Genomic DNA, 13,998 nt, shown 5'->3' with positions numbered 1-13,998 from the left:
GCTGAGCGAGCGGCCTTCCGCTCCGCTTCTTTGGCTCAGCAGCTCGTAGGATCCATTCGTAAGCCTGGCAGCTTGGCGGCTCTCAATCCACCGGAACGGTGATCGAGCTGCTCTGGGTTTCGGGGGTCTTGGGTATGTCCACCTCGAGCAGTCCATCGTGGAAATGGGCCTTCAGGTGTTGGCTATCCACGTTGTTTGGCAGGGTGAAGCTGCGGATGAAATTGCCGTAGGAGCGGGCCGTCGCCGTTAGGAGACTGGAATTGCAGGAAGGGCGGTCGGGCCCGCAGCGCTTCCTCCAGCAGAAAGGCACACAGGTTGGAGACGGAGCGCCCTTCCTCTTCCGATCGGCTCAGCAGGGCTTCATGAACGTGGTAGCTCAGGGTGATTGAGATGCGACGCGGTTGGCGCTGAAGAATGCGTAAACGATCATTCATGGAAAGGGTCTCTTGTTTTTGCTCTGAGCTCGGTGACTGGTAGCTGGCAATCGGTGATCGGAGTGGTTCCCTTCACAGCCCGTGCTGGCCTTGCCAAACGAACTTGCCAACTGCTTCGTAATGGCACGGATTTAGGCTCGATTTATACGCTTTGCCCTAATTCTGAGTTATTTTAGGCGCTGCTTGCATCGCCTGCGAATCAATGTGTCGCAGGTTGCCGCATTAGATGCAGCCAAGCAGACTTGCTTTCTGATCCTCTCGCCGCCGCCTCTTCCCCAGCCCATGCTGAGGGGGGCAGGGGGTGGCTCAGATGAGTTCGGCTGATGCCGAGTGACCAGATCGAGCTAACCGCAACAGCTGCGAGGGCTGGATGTGAAAGCGCTGTTGAAACTCAACGCTAAACAGCCCCATGGAGCGATAGCCACAGGCGCAGGCGATGCTAGTCACCGTTTCTTTGGGGGAACTCTTCAGCAACCGTTGACGGGCCTGGTCCAGCCGTTTTGCCCGAATCCATTGGGTTGCTGTACAGCCCATGCGTTCGCGGAATGCGTATTGGAGTGCCCTCCTTGAATAGTTGCTTAGTTCAGCAAGCGAGGTCAGGCTTAGAGTTTTATCCAGGTTCGCGGCAATGTAGTTAATGAGTTGATCAAATGAATCGAGAGGCTGGTCGTCCCCAAGCTGAATGGCCTCTCCATCTGGCACCTGGCGGAGGTTCGGAAATGCCAGGATTGCAATCAGGCGGTAAATTTGTTCTGCCAGCCCCAGCGGCCTGATTAAGGATGGATTTGATTCCTGCAGGGCGCTGATGGTTCGTAAAGTGCAATCCAGCAGGGAAAGCAGCTGGGCATCGAGCTGGCCATCGGAGGGTTTGCAGCTTATTGGATTCTCCAACATCAGAGGGTACTGAACGACCTCCGATCCATTCGAGTTTATCGACGCAGCCATCTCCTCTAGATTCTGCCAGGGGAGCATTACACAAACCACAGAGCAGGCTGTGCTCACCCATCGAATGGGTGTTCCCGGAATGATTAAACAACTCCCCGCTGCCGCAGTGCATAGGTGCCTGCTTCCCTGAAACAGGCAAACTTTGCCGGCGGTGACAAAGATCAGGGAAACCCTGGGGGAGGGCCCCAGTTCAGCCCTGGCTGGGGGGCCTACCAAGGCCAAAACCTCAAGATCTGACCAGGCCAGCTGGAAGGCCTCGCCTCCGCCGATTATTTCTGTCGATGGCGCTTGATTATTTCGTTTTCGTTCGAGTGAAAAGAGAAAACGAAAACTATGATCATTCAGCTTGCATTTATGAAGCGGTCCCAGCAGATTGGCAAATGGATTGGAGCGGCGAATGAGTGCCCAATCTCGCTGCGAATTTGCCGAGGACGAAGTCACCATAGGCGGCTAGACTCTATCAATTGTATTTGCCTAAAGAGGTTTCAAGCAGAAAAGATGCGAAGTTAGAGAGTGATCTGCCTTGCTCATCGCTAACACGCATCAGCTCGGCGCAGGTGAAATGGGATACGGTTATCGAAATCCTAACTGGCTTGCGAAAAGCTATGGAATCGGCAGAGACGATCATTGGATTGCTCCATAAATATGTACTAGAATAATTAAAGCACCTGTGGCCCCGAATTTCTAGACCCTTGGGCCCTCGTATGGTTGATGCTGCATATTTCGGATAGATTTGCAGCTTTCGAACAGGGATCGTCGCGCAAAGTTAGGTGAAGCAATTGCCAAGTTCTTACCCGCCTAGGTAAGAATCACCTTAAAAGTACCCCCTAGTGCCCCTTGAAGCCACCGGCCGGCGCGGCCAAAGCCGAGAAGTTAAATGAGGGGCCTGCCCGTTGGCCCCGATCACGTGGTGGCAATCGGGGCTTCGGCAGGAGGGCTTGAGGCACTTCAGGCTCTTGCCTCCCAACTCCAGCCCGGTGGCAACGTTGCCTACCTGGTAGCCCAGCACCTATCCCCCGACCATCCCAGCCAGTTGGTAGAGCTTCTGGCACGCAGCACGCAGCTGAAGGTGGTGGGCGCCCACGATGGCTCTCCGATCTACCCCGACCAGCTGTTGGTGATCCCCCCCAACAGCGATGCCACGGTTGATGGGTCCAAACTCAAGCTCACCGATCCGGAACTTCGCTTTGGTCCCAGTCCATCGATTGATCTGCTGTTCGAATCACTGGCGACCCATTGGGGCGAACAGGCTGCGGCCGTCGTGCTTTCGGGTACGGGATCCGATGGTGCCCGCGGCCTCCGCGCCGTTGGTGCCGTAGGCGGGCTCACCTTGGTGCAATCCCCAGAAAGTGCTCGCTTTGGCGGGATGCCTCGGGCTGCGATTGCCCTGGGAGGTAGTGATCTGGTTGCCGACGCGGCGACCCTCGGCATTCGTTTGAGTCATTGGTTCAATCACAAGGGGGTCTGGAACGGCAATGCGGCATGCCCGAGCGAGCCATTTCTGCTCACGAGCGCCGCTGCCCAGTTGAAGCTATGTACGGGGATCGATTTCTCGAAGTACAAAGAGTCAACCTTGCGTCGTCAGATCCAGCGTCGAATGGCGATCTGTGATGTCCCCACTATGGAGGATTATTTGCCCTTGTTAGTTTCAGATCCCAGTGAAGCTAAGGCTTTGGCCCAGAACTTGCTGGTGACTGTGACCACCTTCTTCCGAGATCCGCTTGCTTTTGATGCCCTCGAGACAAGTCTGAAAGCATTTTTCACCAGACGTGCCCCTGACGATCAGCTCCGTGTTTGGGTGCCTGGTTGTGCGACTGGTGAAGAGGCCTATTCGATTGGCATGACCATCAGCAAGGTGATGGGTCATCCAGTCAACCTTAGCCAGCAGCTCAAGATTTTTGCCACCGATCTAGACGAGCAGAGTCTTGCATTTGGAAGACGGGGTATTTATCCGATATCCCAAGCAAAAGCGATCTCTAATGATTTGCTAAATCGCTTTACAACGCAGGGAGAAGGCACTCTGGAAATCAATAAGGACCTGCGTAGTTGCATTGTCTTTGCCCGTCATAATGTTGCAAATGATCCACCATTTCCAAATATTGACCTGATTTCCTGTCGCAATACCTTGATTTACTTTACGCCGCCACTGCAGCAGCAGGTGCTTGATTTATTTGGGTTCTCGCTGCTCCCCGGGGGGCTCCTTTTTCTTGGTAGTTCTGAATCAATTGGTCGTGCATCTTGCTTTAAGGCTGTTAATGGTACTCATCGCATTTATGAACGCACTCCCGACGGTCGATCCCGTAACCCTGGCGCTCTAGCAATGCCTGTTTATCGTGATTTGGCGTCCCTCCGTTCGCCCAAGGCCTTCGCGATGGTGCGAGAACCGGAGTCCGAGCAGCACGTCAATCTGTTGGAAGCCTTGCTTCGTGCCTTTGTTCACCCATCCTTGGTGCTGGATGAAAACCATGATCTAGTAGAAATCATTGGAGATGTGTCACCATACTGCCGGATTCCTGAAGGAAGGATGACGGCTGCCGCCGGTGCTTATCTGCGTGATGAACTGCAAACCGAGGCCAGGGCCCTATTTCTGCTGGTACGCGCTGATGGCAAGGTCGCTAGCAGTCCCAGCATCCAACTCAAAGGTATGGATACTCCGCTGCGGCTGGAGGCTGCGCCTTTTCAAGTGGGTGATCGCAAACTCACCATAATTTCCTTCATTAACAGTGAAGCAAATCAGGGGAGCTGCATTTCGGATCTGGGCAGTGGAGATCAGGATGCTGGCTTTGCTGGCGAGATCGAACGTCTAGAGCGCGAGCTCCTCTCCAGTCAGGACACCCTGCGTCGCTCCATGGCCGATCTGGAGCAGGTTAATGAAGAGTTGGAGGGTTACTCTGAAGAACTCCAGGCCTCGTCTGAGGAATTGCAGGCTTCCAACGAGGAGCTACAGGCTTCCTTTGAGGAGTTGCAGGCTACTAATGAGGAGCTGGGCACGCTTAATCAGCAGTATCGTGTCCGTAGCGAAGAGCTCGAGCGCCTTAATATTGATCTAGAAAATATTCAGAACTCTTTGAATCAGGGTATGGTGATTGTCGATGGCAATCTGCGTATCACTCGCTATACGCCCCTGGCCGCAAGGTTGTTCGGATTGGTGGAAAGTGATGTCGGCCAACCCTTAATCGTCATTCCCACAACCATGCCGCTACCAAGCTTGCGTGAAGACCTGCTGGCCGTGATTAGGGGAGAGGTGCTTCGCACTATTGAAGCCAGCAGTGACGAGATCTCGTACCTGGTGCAGGTGATGCCCTATCTCAACCTAGAAGGTCGATGCCTGGGCGCAATCATTACGCATACAGATGTCTCGGAGCAGGTCGCTTTGCGTCGTGCTGCCGAAGCATCGTTGCGGGAGTTCACCAGCCTTGCCGAAGGACTGGAACAGGTTGTTTGGAAGCGGGATCACACCATGGAGCAGACCCTCTACATCAGCCATCAGATCGAAAAGTTGACAGGCTGGTCCCCAGCTGAGTACGTGCAGAATTCAGATCTCTTTGATGGCGCCATCCTTACTGCGGATCGTGCCGTTGTGGCTGCGGCGCGCCATGCAGGTGGCTCCGGTTGGTCTGTGACCTACCGGCTGACAAGGCGGGATGGGCAGGAGCGGACTCTCATGGAGGTTGGCAGAATCGTCGAGGAGAACGACGACCAGTACTTCGTGGGTACCCTCAGCGATGTCACTGACGACCCCTTGGATTAGAAAATATCCTGTTGCTTTGGTTAGTAAATCCCTGTCTATCATGCCAGTTGGCACAGCATTTTCCCCCGTACTAGGGTTAATTGGCTACGGCTTCTGCTTCGGCTCCTCAGCATCCTTGACCCTAAAGTTGATCAGGTCGTCATCAAAAAGTTCAGCGTAAGATTGCTTGATTTTTTCCTTCACTTTATTCCACTTTCCTTTGATCTTGAGAATGGCCATGGTTTGTTTTCTTTTTGAGAATGATTGAGAGTTTGTTGGGGCTCAGGGATATGCGAGAGCACGCACTGGTCCGTTGTATTCAACTTTTGAAACTTTTGCGTCCGGTGAGACGATTGCTACGGTTTAAAGAGTGGCTCCTTCTAGCCTTTTGCCATGAGCTGCATTCACCTATTTAATCCATATTTATAGTTATTCGGTCACCTACTGCACCCCAGCGGCGGCAAGGCGCCCCAGCCCTGGCACTCGCTGCCGCTGCTGTTCCCAGCTCAGTGCATCGCGCACGATTCGCTCCAGATCGGAATAGTGCGGCTGCCAATGCAGAAGTTGACGCGCCTTGGCTGCGTCGGCCACCAGGGCCGGGGGGTCGCCCAAGCGCCGGCGGCCGATCTTCACGATTATCGGCCGTCCGCATACTCGCTCCACGCAATTGAGAACCTCACGCACCGAATAGCCCACCCCTGTACCTAGATTGAAATCGGTGCTTGCGCCACCGGCAATCAGGTAATCGAGAGCAGCGATATGGGCGGATGCTAGATCCCGCACATGGGTGAAGTCGCGAATGGCACTGCCATCGCGCGTCTCGAAATGATCACCATAAATTATAAACGGTTTTCCTTCCAGTGCTGCTTCGATAGCCAGCGGAATCAGATGGGTTTCATGTTGACGGCATTCGCCGCACCCGTTTTGTGGATCTGCTCCTGCGGCGTTGAAGGAGCGCAGGATCACCGCTGGGAAGCGGTAGCGCTGGGCCAGATCTTCAAGCATCCACTCCATTGCCAGCTTGCTACGGCCGTACGGATTAATTGGCGTTCGGGTGCTGAGCTTCGCAATTGGCAAGGCTGGTGGTATGCCAAACACAGCGCAGCTGGATGAGACAATGACTGCAGGAGGCGATAGGGGGGCGATAGGCTATTGCCTCTTCGAGTAGTCCAAGGGCATCGACCGTATTGATCCGGTAGTAGTGATTTGGCTGCTCATTTGATTCACCCATGTTGGCGAGAGCTGCGAAATGGAGAATTGCATCGACCCGGTATGCCTTCAGCACGGATCGCAGCAGCGAACGATCGGACAGGTCCCCCAGGACCAGCGGTACGTTGTGTTGTAACACCAGCTGGCTAAAGCCGCGGCTGAGGTTGTCGAATACGACTGGCTGGTATCCAGCCAGTTTTAGGGGTGCAAGCACCGAGGACCCCAGGTAGCCAGCGCCACCCGTGACGAGCACGATGGTCATCAGTAGCTGCCCCCACTCTTACGGACGCCTAATTGACTCCATGCTGGGAGGATTAAATTGGTGGTGGCGCCATTGTGGCTATTGCTTCCTAGGTAGATCACTATTTGACTCCCCATGGGCCTGGTTTTCGTTGGCTCGTCGTCTTTGAACAGTTGATCTGTAATACGCATAAGTTGAGTGGTTGATCCACCAAATCCTATGGATTTCTTTTGCCCTTGCAATCTTTTATGCGATCAAGCTGCCAATCTGCTGCACGTCACCGCAGGTTGCTGCATGCGGCAATTTATCGGTAGAGATGTTATATGAAACTCTAGGGCTGAGGGAAGGTGCATGGAGATGAAACTTTGCCCCCTGTTGATCGGTGCTGCGCAGTGGGCCCGGTGTGTCTAACCAATTAACTTTCTAATCAATTAACTTTGATCTGTCTGCCAGGCTCGCTCCCGTGCCCGTCGCCCCCTCCCCGCACTGCATGCCCCTGACGGCTGGCCAGGCCCGCCAGTTGCTCAAGGCCCTGGCAGATCCGATCCGCATCCAGGTGGTTGAGGCCCTGGGAGGTGGTGAGCGCTGTGTCTGTGAGCTCACGGCCGAGCTTGGGCTGGCCCAGTCGAAGTTGTCCTTCCATCTCAAGGTGATGAAGGAGGCCGGCCTGATCGAGGCCCGCGAGGAGGGGCGCTGGACCTATTACCAGCTCCAGCCTGAGCTGCTTGGCCAGCTGGGTGCATGGCTGGCTTCCTTGGCATGTCAAGCAAGCCGGATACCGGCATTGACATGCGGGAGTTCATAACCTCCCGGTGATTTGTTTGGTCTATGGCATCTGCCCTCTCCCTGGGGAAAGCCTGCGGGCCGGTTGCCCTGCCCCTGCTGGTGCTGTCGTTGGCCGTTTTCACCATCGGCTTTGATCGATGCGCTTTCTGGTGGCGGTGGTGGCGCCGTGGCCGGCGTCCCTGGCGGGAGTTCGGTGCAGCGATGGCCCAGGCGCCTTCCCCTGAGGCGCGCCGCGCTGTGCTCGAATCCTGGGAAAGGCAGATGGCCTGGGGTGAACCCCTGCTGCAGGCGGCCGTTGTGCTGGCGCCCCTGCTGGGCCTGATTGGAACCACGTCAGGGCTGATGGCCGTGCTGAGGCAACTGGGTCCCCAGTTGCTGTTGCCGGCCAACGCACCCCTGGCTGGCTACGGCGATGTGTTGCTGCCCACCCTGCTGGGATTGCAGCTCACCTTTGTGGCGTTGGCCCTGTTGCTGCTCAACCAGGGCCTGCGCCAGTGGCAGCTGGGCCTCGGCGCAGGCATTCAGCCATGAAGTCGCCAGTGCTGGAGGCCAACTGGCTGACGCTGCTGCTGGTGCCCCTGGCGGCCTGCACCATCACGGTGTTGTTTGCCGTTGCGGCCCTGCCGGCCCTGCTGCTTGCGCCCGATCCCAGGCCTGCCGCCGAATCCGTTGGAGCCCCCGGCGAGACCCTGGCTTTGGCCCTCACAGGCCAGGGCATCTGGATCCTCAACGGCATGCCCCTGACCCCAACCATGGTGGCCCGGGTCCTGAGTGCTCGGCCGCGCAGCGTTGTCGCCCTGCGCTTCCAGCCCTCCGGAGCCCTGAGCGTTGCCCAGGTGGCAGGTTCCCTGGCCTGGTTGAAGCAGCACTCAACCCTGCCGGTTCGGTTTGAGGCGCCGCCGGGGGCTCGATGAACAGGCCCCTGCTGCTCCAGGCCCTAGTCCATGGGCTGCTGGCTACTGCCCTTTGCGGCCTGGCCCTTGGCCTGGTGCTGCTGCCCCAGCAACGGCGGCTGCAGCGCTCCCTGGCTGAGGGAGTGATCAGTCTCAATGTCGCCGCCGACGGCCAGTTGAGGCTGCTGAACCAACCCATCGCCGCCGCCGAGCTCCCCGGCCTGCTGGCCGAGCAGGTCCGGCGGCGCAGGCCGGTTCGCCTGCGGCTCGTGCCCGATCCCGATACCCCCTGGGCTGAGGTGCGTCGTCTCCTCAGCCAGCTCGACTCCTTGCCCCTCTTCCTTGAAATCCAGCTTCCTGCCCCTGCCGCCGCGGCTGGCTGACCCCCGGGTCCGTCGCTGGGGTACCGCCCTGCTGGCTGCCTTGGCCCTGCAGCTGCCGATCCTGCTGGCCCTGCAGGCTGGCTGGCCAGAGGCCCGCCGGCCTCGCCGCCCTGCGCGGGTCGATGACACCCCGATCCTGTTGAGCTGGAGCCGCCCTGCCCCGTCGGCTACACCGGCGGCCTCCCTGAACACCATTCCCCTGCAGGGCCTCCTGGCCCTGCCGCCGCCGCCGCCCGCCGCCCTTGTCCCGCCGCCGACAAGCAGGCAGGCGGCTCCTGCGACCCAGTCCTCCTCCCAGCCCTCACCTCTGACCTCCTTCCCGTCCTCCCCCCTGCCCCGCCAGCCCGGTGAAGCCTTTCTGCTGGCCAGGCAGGTGGCCGCGGGGGGCCAGCCCGGTGAGGCTTCCGCCGGGCTGGTTGCGGTGCAGCGGCGCCAGTGGTGGTTGCTTCCGGGCCAGGAGCCGGCCCTGCTCTCGATCTGGGCTGCTGCCAAGGAGCAGCCCCTGCCGGCTGGCCTGGGTTCCCAGCCCCAGGGGATTGAGATTCGCAGTGTGGCTCCCGCGGCCGCCGAGCCCCTGGCCCTCGGCGACTTGCACGGCCGCTCAATTCGCCATGGCAACGAGCTCTGGCTGCTGTGGCGCCAGGGCTCGATCCTCTGGATCCTGCGGGGGGGCCAGGCCCCCTAGGCCCGCCGGCTGGGGATCGTCACAGGCTCTAGATCAGTGGGGCCGCAGGCGTCCGGCCAGGGCGGCCAGCAGAAACACCGCCGCCATCAGCAGGTAGCCCACCGCCCAGAGCGAGCCCACTCCCCAGCCCACCTGCAGCACGGTGTCTGCCTGGGTGAACCGCCAGGCATGGATGACGCCAAACCAGGAAAAGCCTGCAGCCACGGCCGCCGCCAGGCTTGCAGCCAAAAAGCGCTGCTCAATCACGTAGACGAGCATGGCCGCCAACAGCATGGCGGTGATGATCTGGCCCTGTTCGAGGGCAAAGGCGCCCGCCGCCCACACGTCGGCCTGGCGCAGGGGCTCCAGCAGGGCAGGCCCAAACGGCTGGAGCCCACTGCCGGCCCCGCCGGCCCTCAGCCCAGCTTTGAGCAGCAGGGCTCCCCAGTCGGCCAGACCCGGCAGCAGGCCCAGGGCTACCGCGGGAGCATGGGCACTGGGTGTGGCCTGGAACGCCTGGGCGGCGATCACCAGGCCGATGTAGAGCACGATTGCCATGCCCGCCTCAATTGGCACCAGCTGGGACACCACGCCAAACAGGCCCAGCAGGCAGGCGATGGCCATAACCACCCCGTTCAGCCAGGAGTAGCCGATGCGGGCGCCCATGGCTTTCCAGCCCGGATGGCCGATGTAGATCGTGGTCGGAAAACAGGAACCCAGCGCGGCCGCCGCAATCGTGCCGATGCCGTTGATCAGCATGGAGCTGCGCACGGGATAGCGATCTCCGGCGGCCTCGGCGCTTTCGATGTTCTGCAGCGAGCCGAGCAGGTTGAAGAGCCCCATCGGCACGATGACCCCAAGCCAGGGCACCAGTTGGCCGCGGGCCTGCCACAGGGCCCCCAGCTCCAGATGGGGAAGCTGCAGGCCCACCTGGGCCAGCTGGTTGCTCCAGGTCTGGGGATCGAGCTTGATTAGGCCTGTCCCCCAGGCCAGCGCCATGCCCACCAGCACAGCCAGCAGCCCCCCTGGGATCGGCAACTGCAACCGGCCGTAATAGGTGGCCAGAATCACCGCCAGCACCGTGAGCCCCACCACCGGTTGGGCATAGGTGCGCAACAGAAAACCCAGGGCGATGTAGCCCAGTGCAATCCCCGCCAGGGTGGAGAGCAGGGCGGCTCTGGGCAGCCACCGCCTGAGCAGTTGGGCGCAGAAGGCACCACTGGCCTCGATCAGGCCCGAGCCCAGGCAGGCCACCAGGCCCGCCTGCCAGGAAAGCTGCACGGCAGCGGCCTCATCCAGCCCCGCCGCCAGGGCCGCCAACTTCACCGGCAACATCACCAGGAACACATAGGCAAACAAGCTCACCGTGTTGATGCCGTAGGGGAGGGCAGTGCGGTCGCTGCGGCCCTCCAGGCGGGCCAGCCGGTAGGCCTGCACGGCATAGGCCCCATTCCCCACCAGCAGGCTGATGCCGGTGGCGGGCAAAATTGTGCCGAGGAGCAGGGTGTCTGGATAGCCGAGTACGCCGCGGCATAAACCCAGGATCAACAGGATCTGGATCAGGTTGTCCAGCCCCAGGCCCAGGAAACCGTCCAGGTCTCCAGCCACAAACCAACGGGGTGCGCTGACACTTGCGGTGCCAGTTGGCAGGGAATTACTCATGGCCACCAGATTGGCAAGTGCGGCCCGCCGGGCCCTAACCGACCCTTAAACACGGGACTACCGGGCCTTTGCCTGGTGGGGCGGGGCGTTCCATAGGGTTCTGGAAATCCTGGGACTCGCTCGCGATGGTGTTTACGCCTTCCCTCCAGCCGGGTCGCAGCGACAGTGTCCGCGAGCTGCTCGAGGCCAGCTACGAGAAACGTAGCCTGGTGCACTTGGCCGCGGGCAGCCAGGTGCCCCTGCTCAAGCGCAGTATCTGGCTTGTGGTGCGCGGGATGGTCAAGCTCAATGCGATCACCATCCACGGCGACGAGCTCCTGCTTGGCCTGGCGGGCCCCAACGAACCTTTTGGCGATCCCCTCACCAACGTGGATGCCTATTCGGCAACAACGCTGGTGAGTACGGATCTGCTCTGCGTGAGCTGTGAGGAAATCCAGCGCTCTCCCCACCTGGCCATGGGACTGCTCCAGGGCATGGCCGCTCGCTACCGCCAGTCCGAGGCCCTGCTTGCCCTGCTGGGCCTGCGGCGCATTGAGGAGCGGGTGCGCGGTTTCCTCGAGTTGCTCACCAACGACTACGGCCAACCCTGTGAGGAGGGGCTGCGGCTCGACATCAAACTCACCCATCAGGAGCTCGCCAGTGCGCTCAGCACCACCCGGGTCACCGTGACCCGCATCCTGGGCACCCTGCGCGAGGAGGGCTGGCTCCACATCGATAGCCAGAGGCGTCTGGTGGTGCGTCACCTTCCCAAGCGTCGATAACCCCGGCTTTTGCGCCGGGCCGGTGAGAATGGGTCCATGCAGCCTTCCTTGCTCGTCGTCGAAGACGACGAAACGATTCGCGAGACAATTTGTGAGGCCCTTGAACTGGAGGGTTTCGTTGTGCGGCCCTGCGCCAACGGTCGCGATGCCCTCCAGCTCCTGCAGCGGCCCGCCGATGTCAAGGGGTTCGATCTGGTGGTGCTCGATCTGATGCTGCCGGGGCTGGGGGGCCTGGATATCTGTCGCCAGCTGCGCCAGCACAGCAACCAGACCCCCATCCTGGTGGTGAGCGCCCGCGACACGGAAACCGATCGGGTGCTGGGCCTGGAGGTGGGTGCTGACGACTACCTGGTCAAGCCCTTTGGCATGCGGGAGCTGGTGGCCCGTTGTCGGGCCCTGCTGCGCCGCTCCACCAGCCATATCGCCCGAGATCGGGTGCTGGAGCATGCCAACCTCCGCCTCTTCCAGGAGGAGTGCCGGGTCACCCGGGATGGCCTGGAGGTGAATCTCTCCCCGAAGGAATACCGCCTGCTGGAGCTGTTCATGCTCAACCCCAGGCGGGTCTGGAGCCGCGACCAGCTGCTGGAGCAACTCTGGGGAATTGATTACTTCGGCGACAGCAAAACCGTCGACGTCCACATTCGCTGGTTGCGCGAAAAGCTTGAAGCCAGCCCCTCGGCTCCGGTGCACCTGGTGACGGTGCGGGGCTTTGGCTATCGCTTTGGCTAGTTTCCTGCTGGCCTTCGGGCTCGGGGCCGGCCTGGGCTGTTTGGCTTGCCTGCTGATCTTTTTCTGGCGCCAACGCGGTGGGCTGAGCCGGCGATTGCCCCGGGCCCGGCAGCTGCTGAGCTGGCTGGATTCCTCAGCTACCGGCTGGATCCTGCTGGATCAGGCTGGCAACATCGGCCACATCAACCCCAGGGCGGAGGAGCTGCTCCAACTCGATGCTGGCAGGCTGCTGGTGGGGCAGCCCTTCGTTGAAATCTGTGACGACCCCGCCCTGGTCGGCAGCATCAGGATCGCCCGCCGCCAGGACAGGCCCCAGCGACTGGAATGGCACACCGGCAGCCACGACCTCGACGTGATGGTGGTTCCCGGCCGGGTTGGCTGGCTCGGGGTGCAGCTGCAGAGCCGTCGTTCCCTCGATGCCCAGCTGCAACAGCAGGAGCGCTGGGTGAGCGATGTGGCCCATGAGCTCAAAACACCGCTCACGGCCCTGTTGCTGGTTGGCGACAGCCTGGCCGGCCAGGTCACCAGCCAGAACGTGCGACTGGTGGAGCGCTTACAGCGGGAATTGCTGCGGCTCCAGGAGCTGGTTGGCGATCTGCTCGAACTTTCGCGCCTGGAGAACAGCCTGCCGGGTACGGCCCAGCGCACTGGCCTGGTGGACCTGCCCTCCCTGGTGCAGCAGGTGTGGGCCAACCTGCGCCCCCTGGCCGACCCGCGCGGAATCCGGCTCGAGTTGCAGGCGCCGGCCCAGCTGCAACTGCGCGGTGACAGTTCCCGGCTACATCGGGCCCTGCTCAACTTGCTGGACAATGCCCTTCGCTATAGCCCCGATGGCGGGGTGGTGCGGGTGAGCATCGACAGTCGCGCTGAATGGTGCCAGTTGGGTGTAACAGACCAGGGCCCGGGCCTCAGCGAAGATGATCTGGCCCATTTGTTTGAACGCTTCTACCGGGGCGATCCCTCCAGGGCACGCAGTCAACGCATCGGCAGTGGCCTGGGCCTGTCGATTGTGCAGCAGATTGCTGCTACCCACGGTGGCCGCATTCAGGCCAGTAATCAGCCCCAAGGCGGTGCCCAGTTGGAACTTATCCTGCCTGGGGTGATTGGTCCAGGCCATTGCTAATTGCAACGGCCTCTCGCCCAACTGGCCCCGCAGAGGTCGATTCCGCATTGACGGGTGGCTAGTTTGATTGTTATTGATTCGAAGATCATGCATTTCTGGGCTCCCGAGATAGATCCATCCCATCCGATGGACTGCACCCAGGCCGAGCGCTATGCACTTAAGCGCCTTGGTGACTGCACATTTGTGGCGATTGCCGGCGAAGATCAGCGCTTGGTGGACGTGGGCAGCACCACAGAGGCCTATCTGTTTCATACCCATGAAGCGGCCCTGCGGGCAGCCAATGAGCTCAATCGGGGCGGTCGTGGGCCCATTGATGTCGTCAAGATTGAGTGGGAGCCGGCCTGAATCAATTCCGGCTTGGCTCCATTCCTCGTGAACTGATGTCCATGTCGCGATTTGGCGAGCTGCTGCGGGCGGCGAATAACTTCAAGCTGCTGG

At 60.3% G+C, this 13,998-nt stretch carries 17 protein-coding genes and 1 pseudogene; 10 read left to right on the top strand and 8 right to left on the bottom strand.

Features of this window, described 5'->3' with window-relative positions:
• Positions 1–82: 82 nt before the first annotated feature.
• The 4 genes and pseudogenes from KBZ07_RS07825 to KBZ07_RS07810 form a co-directional block, all read right to left on the bottom strand.
• On the bottom strand, positions 83–310 hold the full coding sequence (locus tag KBZ07_RS07825) for an Hsp20/alpha crystallin family protein (protein WP_254931083.1): 228 nt from the start codon (positions 308–310) through the stop codon (positions 83–85).
• Between the two features lie 22 nt (positions 311–332).
• Positions 333–434: pseudogene (locus tag KBZ07_RS16295) on the bottom strand (hypothetical protein); the annotation flags it as partial.
• A gap of 306 nt (positions 435–740) precedes the next feature.
• A complete protein-coding gene (locus tag KBZ07_RS07815) occupies positions 741–1,328 on the bottom strand; it encodes an AraC family transcriptional regulator (RefSeq protein ID WP_254931082.1) in 588 nt (195 codons plus the stop codon).
• Positions 1,329–1,839: 511 nt separating this feature from the next.
• Positions 1,840–2,007, bottom strand: coding sequence for a ribbon-helix-helix domain-containing protein (locus KBZ07_RS07810; protein WP_254931081.1), 168 nt, complete (start codon positions 2,005–2,007; stop codon positions 1,840–1,842).
• 249 nt (positions 2,008–2,256) lie between these two features.
• Here KBZ07_RS07810 and KBZ07_RS07805 point away from each other — a divergent pair, with 249 nt between their 5' ends.
• Positions 2,257–5,130: a chemotaxis protein CheB gene (locus tag KBZ07_RS07805; protein ID WP_254931080.1), complete on the top strand. Its 2,874-nt coding sequence runs from the start codon at positions 2,257–2,259 to the stop codon at positions 5,128–5,130.
• A gap of 84 nt (positions 5,131–5,214) precedes the next feature.
• Here KBZ07_RS07805 and KBZ07_RS07800 read toward each other — a convergent pair whose 3' ends face one another.
• From KBZ07_RS07800 to KBZ07_RS07790, 3 genes are all read right to left on the bottom strand, one after another.
• Positions 5,215–5,349: a hypothetical protein gene (locus KBZ07_RS07800; protein ID WP_254931079.1), complete on the bottom strand. Its 135-nt coding sequence runs from the start codon at positions 5,347–5,349 to the stop codon at positions 5,215–5,217.
• A gap of 201 nt (positions 5,350–5,550) precedes the next feature.
• Positions 5,551–6,207 carry an NAD-dependent epimerase/dehydratase family protein gene (locus KBZ07_RS07795; protein ID WP_254931078.1) on the bottom strand — a complete coding sequence of 219 codons (657 nt, stop codon included), beginning with the start codon at positions 6,205–6,207 and terminating at the stop codon, positions 5,551–5,553.
• A complete protein-coding gene (locus KBZ07_RS07790) occupies positions 6,149–6,580 on the bottom strand; it encodes an NAD-dependent epimerase/dehydratase family protein (protein ID WP_254931077.1) in 432 nt (143 codons plus the stop codon). The genes KBZ07_RS07795 and KBZ07_RS07790 overlap by 59 nt, the downstream gene beginning before the upstream one ends.
• Positions 6,581–7,022: 442 nt before the next feature.
• Here KBZ07_RS07790 and KBZ07_RS07785 point away from each other — a divergent pair, with 442 nt between their 5' ends.
• The 5 genes from KBZ07_RS07785 to KBZ07_RS07765 are packed head-to-tail and all read left to right on the top strand — an operon-like array spanning position 7,023 to position 9,306.
• Positions 7,023–7,364, top strand: a complete 342-nt coding sequence (locus KBZ07_RS07785; RefSeq protein WP_396123496.1) for an ArsR/SmtB family transcription factor — start codon at positions 7,023–7,025, stop codon at positions 7,362–7,364.
• A gap of 23 nt (positions 7,365–7,387) precedes the next feature.
• Positions 7,388–7,876: a MotA/TolQ/ExbB proton channel family protein gene (locus tag KBZ07_RS07780; protein WP_254931076.1), complete on the top strand. Its 489-nt coding sequence runs from the start codon at positions 7,388–7,390 to the stop codon at positions 7,874–7,876.
• Positions 7,873–8,259, top strand: a complete 387-nt coding sequence (locus tag KBZ07_RS07775) for a hypothetical protein (RefSeq protein ID WP_254931075.1) — start codon at positions 7,873–7,875, stop codon at positions 8,257–8,259. The genes KBZ07_RS07780 and KBZ07_RS07775 overlap by 4 nt, the downstream gene beginning before the upstream one ends.
• Complete coding sequence (locus tag KBZ07_RS07770) at positions 8,256–8,621, top strand: hypothetical protein (protein WP_254931074.1); 366 nt, start codon at positions 8,256–8,258, stop codon at positions 8,619–8,621. The genes KBZ07_RS07775 and KBZ07_RS07770 overlap by 4 nt, the downstream gene beginning before the upstream one ends.
• Positions 8,581–9,306 (top strand): hypothetical protein, encoded by a 726-nt coding sequence (locus tag KBZ07_RS07765; protein WP_254931073.1) that lies wholly within the window; start codon positions 8,581–8,583, stop codon positions 9,304–9,306. Before KBZ07_RS07770 ends, KBZ07_RS07765 begins: the two co-directional genes overlap by 41 nt.
• 33 nt (positions 9,307–9,339) lie before the next feature.
• Here KBZ07_RS07765 and KBZ07_RS07760 read toward each other — a convergent pair whose 3' ends face one another.
• The gene (locus KBZ07_RS07760; RefSeq protein ID WP_254931072.1) at positions 9,340–10,947 is read right to left on the bottom strand and encodes an NCS2 family permease; all 1,608 of its coding nucleotides are present in this window, start codon (positions 10,945–10,947) and stop codon (positions 9,340–9,342) included.
• Between the two features lie 125 nt (positions 10,948–11,072).
• Here KBZ07_RS07760 and KBZ07_RS07755 point away from each other — a divergent pair, with 125 nt between their 5' ends.
• From KBZ07_RS07755 to KBZ07_RS07740, 4 genes are all read left to right on the top strand, one after another.
• Positions 11,073–11,708: a Crp/Fnr family transcriptional regulator gene (locus KBZ07_RS07755; protein WP_254931071.1), complete on the top strand. Its 636-nt coding sequence runs from the start codon at positions 11,073–11,075 to the stop codon at positions 11,706–11,708.
• 36 nt (positions 11,709–11,744) lie between these two features.
• On the top strand, positions 11,745–12,437 hold the full coding sequence (locus KBZ07_RS07750; protein WP_197150181.1) for a response regulator transcription factor: 693 nt from the start codon (positions 11,745–11,747) through the stop codon (positions 12,435–12,437).
• Positions 12,430–13,560 carry a cell wall metabolism sensor histidine kinase WalK gene (locus KBZ07_RS07745; RefSeq protein ID WP_254931070.1) on the top strand — a complete coding sequence of 377 codons (1,131 nt, stop codon included), beginning with the start codon at positions 12,430–12,432 and terminating at the stop codon, positions 13,558–13,560. The genes KBZ07_RS07750 and KBZ07_RS07745 overlap by 8 nt, the downstream gene beginning before the upstream one ends.
• Before the next feature lie 126 nt (positions 13,561–13,686).
• Complete coding sequence (locus KBZ07_RS07740; RefSeq protein ID WP_197150178.1) at positions 13,687–13,905, top strand: hypothetical protein; 219 nt, start codon at positions 13,687–13,689, stop codon at positions 13,903–13,905.
• Positions 13,906–13,998 lie beyond the last annotated feature (93 nt).

The sequence above is a fragment of the Cyanobium sp. BA20m-14 genome, assembly GCF_024346295.1.
This window is presented reverse-complemented; position numbering and strand designations above follow the sequence as displayed.